This is a genomic window from Streptomyces phytophilus (assembly GCF_013870535.1).
In the GTDB taxonomy this organism is placed as follows: Bacteria; Actinomycetota; Actinomycetes; order Streptomycetales; family Streptomycetaceae; genus Streptomyces; species Streptomyces phytophilus.
This window is the reverse complement of sequence record NZ_JACBXC010000537.1, coordinates 1-3,996: the sequence shown is the minus strand read 5'-3', so window position 1 is coordinate 3,996 and position 3,996 is coordinate 1. Positions and strand designations below refer to the sequence as shown.

Annotated in this window: 5 protein-coding genes; 2 read left to right on the top strand and 3 right to left on the bottom strand. The window is 73.8% G+C overall.

Annotated features, from left to right (window positions below; all coding sequences use genetic code 11):
* Positions 1-64: 64 nt before the first annotated feature.
* On the bottom strand, positions 65-964 hold the full coding sequence (locus H5J30_RS20825) for a GNAT family N-acetyltransferase (RefSeq protein WP_181788915.1): 900 nt from the start codon (positions 962-964) through the stop codon (positions 65-67).
* A gap of 420 nt (positions 965-1,384) precedes the next feature.
* Here H5J30_RS20825 and H5J30_RS20820 point away from each other — a divergent pair, with 420 nt between their 5' ends.
* A complete protein-coding gene (locus H5J30_RS20820; RefSeq protein ID WP_181788914.1) occupies positions 1,385-1,912 on the top strand; it encodes a DUF1062 domain-containing protein in 528 nt (175 codons plus the stop codon).
* Positions 1,913-2,033: 121 nt separating this feature from the next.
* Here H5J30_RS20820 and H5J30_RS20815 read toward each other — a convergent pair whose 3' ends face one another.
* Positions 2,034-2,429, bottom strand: a complete 396-nt coding sequence (locus H5J30_RS20815) for a RidA family protein (protein ID WP_181788913.1) — start codon at positions 2,427-2,429, stop codon at positions 2,034-2,036.
* Between the two features lie 61 nt (positions 2,430-2,490).
* Here H5J30_RS20815 and H5J30_RS20810 point away from each other — a divergent pair, with 61 nt between their 5' ends.
* Complete coding sequence (locus H5J30_RS20810) at positions 2,491-3,486, top strand: helix-turn-helix transcriptional regulator (RefSeq protein WP_181788912.1); 996 nt, start codon at positions 2,491-2,493, stop codon at positions 3,484-3,486.
* On the opposite strand, the gene H5J30_RS20805 is transcribed toward H5J30_RS20810, so the two are convergent.
* Positions 3,464-3,996 (bottom strand): RICIN domain-containing protein (locus tag H5J30_RS20805; protein WP_220189157.1); only part of this gene is annotated, 533 nt, incomplete at its 5' end. The two genes, H5J30_RS20810 and H5J30_RS20805, sit on opposite strands and share 23 nt — an antisense overlap.

Genomic DNA, 3,996 nt, shown 5'->3' with positions numbered 1-3,996 from the left:
GAGATACGGGCGCCCCCGGGGCGGGGGGCCCGGCCGTCCGGCACCGGACCCCCCGCCTCGCCGGCTACGCCTTCCGGCCCGCCGGGTGGAAGTTGATGCGCTCCTTGACGACGGGGAAGCCGGCCTTGGTGAAGTTCGCGGCCATGGGGAAGTTGCCCCGGTCCGTCGCGGCGCTGATGAACTCCGCGCCGTGCTCGACGAGTACGCGGGTGCACTCGGTGAGGAGGTCGAAGGCGTAGCCGTTGCCGCGCTGCTCCGGGACGACGCCGATGAAGCCGATGGTCGGGCCGGAGGGGTTGTGGGCGGGGATGTGGATGCCGGCCAGGTCGCCGTCCGGCGTGTACGCGGTCTGCCACCACTCCCGGGGGGAGGGGAACCAGTGGAAGATGTCGAGTTCCTCCTGTGCCGCCCGGTCGAGGCCGCCCTCCTCGGTCGCCTTGAGCGCGTGGGCGTCCAGGGTGGCGGAGTGGATGCGGCGCAGGACGTCGAAGAAGACCGCGTCGTCGGGCTCGGGGCGGAAGCGCAGCCGGCCGGGGCGCTCGGGGAGGCCGTTCTCCGGGGTCCAGCGGTAGAGGAAGCGCTCGACGAGGAGTTCGTACCCGGCGGTGCGGGCGGCGGCGAAGCGGGCCTCGGCGGCGGCGCGCAGGGCGGGCCGGTCGCGCCAGTCGCCGGGCAGGTTGATTTCGAGTTCGACCTGCCAGGGCACGGAACGCAGGAGTTGCGCCCCCGCCTCCTCCTCGCCCTCGGCCACGTCGAACCAGTTGACGGTGAGGGGCTCCGCGTCGTCGGGGCCGCCCCACCAGGCGCCGCGGGCGACGACTTCGCCGCCGCGCAGGGCGACGCGCTTCCACTCCGTACGGAAACGGGTGCGCCGGTGGGCCTCGCGGGCGCCGAGGGGGTCGGGCAGTGCGTCGAAGAGATGGGCGTCGCTCGCGGTGAGCGCGCGGATGACCGGATCGGTCATGGATTCCTCCGGGATACGTGCTGCTTGGCGCGCTCCCGTCGGGAATTAACGAACCACGCCGGACTGCGGACGAGGGGAGCGCTGGACTGGTGTGAACTTCACGGCACTCGCCTCCTTCCGTCCGTCTCAGGGCGTGCCGTCACACAGTAGGTGATCGTTCGAGGATCCGTCCACGGCTTTTACGGCCCGCGAATTCTAGGGCCCGCGAAAACCGGTGGAGCGGCGCCGCCCCGCGCCCGTACGGTGGCCGCGGCCGAGTCGTCGAGGCAAGGGCGTGCCGTTGTACACCGTGTGAGACCTCCCAAGCGCTGATTGGTCGCGCGTCGTGCGCCGCTTCGTGCGGGCGCCGCCGCGCTGCTTTTTGCTGCGGTTCTCTCACACAGATGCCGGTGTACTTCTGTGCTCACAGACTGGTTGGTCATGCCCACCTGCCTGCCGCTCGTCCGCCGCCGCTGCCACGCGTGCGCGTCCGGGCGTTTCCGGGCGAACGGCAAGTTCCGTGTCAACGCCCACCACAAACTCCTCGACGCCTGGCTCCTCGTGCTCTGCACGGGCTGCGGGCAGACGGCGAAGCTCACCGTCCTGGAGCGGGTGAACGTACGCTCCCTACGCCCCGGACTCCTGGACCGGCTCCACCGCAACGACATCCACCTGGCCGCCACCCTGCTCCAGGACCCGTCTCTCCAGCGCCGCAACCGCGTGGCGCTCGACTGGACCGGCGCCTGGCGCCTGGACACCGGTGGCACGGACCACCTGGACCGCGAGGTCGTCGACGTCGCGGTGCGCTTCGCGGCCCGGATCCCGGTCCGCCCGCTGCCGTTGATCGCCGACGGCTGCGGCCTCACGCGGGCCGAGGCGGAGCGACTGGCCGAAGAAGGGAGGCTCGTCTCGGGGATCCGCCTCACCGCCAGAACGACCGGCGACTTCACGTTCACCCTCAAACGCTGAGGACCTCCCGGCACCGGTAGGGGCCTGCCCGGCGGCTTCCGCCGGGCAGGCCCGTACCGACACCGACTCCCGCCCCGGCGCCCGGGAAGGCGGCGGACGGGCGGGAGAGGCCGCGGGCGGGTCAGGCGACGGCGGTGGCTTCCAGTTCGACCAGCAGGGCGGGGATCGCCAGGCGGGTCACCCCCAGCATCGTCGTCGCCGGTGCCGCCCCGGCCGCGGCCAGGCGGCCGGCCAGCTCGCCGTAGTGCTGGAGGAGGAGGTCGACGTCGGTGGTGCAGACGGTGAGGCGGACGAGGTTCTCCAGGGACATGCCCGCCCCGGCGAGCACCGCTTCGAGGTTGTCGAGGCTGAGCCCGAGCTGCGCGGCCATGTCGCCGGCGTGCTGCGGTCGGCCGTCTGGGCTCATGGCGGTCTGGCCGGAGACGTAGAGGGTCCGGGTGTGGCCGGAGACGAGTTCGCCCTGGTTGAAGCCCATCTCCGTCGACCAGGTGACCGGGTTTATCGCTGTGCGTTCCATGGTCGTCAGCCTCGCAACGAATGACGACATCCTGTGTCGTATATCTTGCTAGATTTTTCGTATGCGCGCCGATCGCCTGGTCTCGCTGGTCCTGCTGCTCCGCCAGCGCGGCCGGCTCTCCGCGGCCGCGCTCGCCCGCGAGCTGGAGGTCTCCACCCGCACCGTGCTGCGCGACATCGACGCGCTCTCCGCGGCCGGCGTCCCGGTGCACTCCGAACGCGGGCGGCACGGCGGGTTCGCGCTGCTGCCCGGGTTCCGTACGGAGCTGACCGGGCTGAACCACGACGAGGCCCTCGCCCTCCTCATCGCCGGATCGCGGCGCGGCGCGCAGGCGTTCGGGCTCGGCTCCGCGCTCGCGTCGGCGATGCTCAAGGTGGTCGACGCGCTGCCGCCCGGCTACCGCGACACCGCCGCGGGCGTCGCGGAACGGCTCCTCGTCGACCCCGCGACCGACCTCCTCGCCCGCCCGCTCACCGCCGAGGACGTGCCGGACGACGTGCTGGCCGCCCTCCGCGGCGCCGTGTTCGCCGGGCGGAAGCTGCGGATCCGCTACGCCCCGGAGGGGCGGGCCGCGACGTGGCGCACGGTGGACCCGATCGGCCTGGTGACCGTACGGGACAAGGGCTACCTGCTCGCCATCCGCGCCGGTGAGGACCGCACCTACCGCCTCTCCCGGGTACGCGCCGCAGAGGAACTCCCCGAACCGGCCGAGCGGCCCGAGCGCATCGACCTCGACCGGGCCTGGCAGGAGCGCAGCGCCCGGTTCCGCGGCGGTGGCGACCAGGTCACCGTGGCGGTACGGGTCACGCCGCGGCGCCGCGAGGAGCTGGTGGGCACCGCGCTCGCCGTACTCGCGGAGGACGTGGAGCCCGACGGGCGGCTGCGGCTGGAGGTGGCGTTCCAGGACGCGCGGCACGCCGAGTGGGCGGTGTGGCAACTCGCGGCGGACGCCGAGGCGCTGGCGCCCGAGTGGCTGCGTACGGCGCTGCGCGACCGCGCCGCCGCCCTCGCCGCCAGATACGCCGCGGGCCCGGCTACGGCGGCGGGGTCAGGCTGATCCGGAACTCCTGGTCCGCGGCGCCGGAGCAGCGGACCTGGACGATCTCGGCGCCGGGGGCGGTGTCCTCGTCCCGCGGCGCCAGGCACTCGCCGGTGCCCGGCAGGAGGCGGAAGCGCGGCGCGCCCCGCCCGCCGGCCGGCTCGATCCGGAAGCGCTGCGCCGGGTCGTCGTCTGCGCACCTGTCGCGGGGTTCGAGCAGACCGCGGCCGGGCCCTTCGAGCATGGCGGTCAGGCAGCCGATGCCGTGCTCGGGGTGGTGCCACTGGATCTGCACCGCGCCCTCGCCGACCGGTTCGAGGTAGACCCGCGGCTGGACGGCCTGCGCGCAGGGCTGCTGGGCCGCGACCGCCGTCGGGTAGCGGCCCGCGCGGTCCGTGCCCTCCGTGACGCAGAGCCCGGGTGTGCGGGCCGGCCGGAGCTGCGCCCAACTGCCCACGGCCTTCAGCTCCTTCAGGCCCTCGATCCCCGGCCAGGGCACCGCGTCGTCGGTGACCGCCGCCCGCGGCC

Bases quoted from the DNA above. Each gene is read 5' to 3' on its own strand.
- H5J30_RS20825 (WP_181788915.1), bottom strand. From the start codon at position 964: ATGACCGATCCGGTCATCCGCGCGCTCACCGCGAGCGACGCCCATCTC.
- H5J30_RS20820 (WP_181788914.1), top strand. From the start codon at position 1,385: ATGCCCACCTGCCTGCCGCTCGTCCGCCGCCGCTGCCACGCGTGCGCG.
- H5J30_RS20815 (WP_181788913.1), bottom strand. From the start codon at position 2,429: ATGGAACGCACAGCGATAAACCCGGTCACCTGGTCGACGGAGATGGGC.
- H5J30_RS20810 (WP_181788912.1), top strand. From the start codon at position 2,491: ATGCGCGCCGATCGCCTGGTCTCGCTGGTCCTGCTGCTCCGCCAGCGC.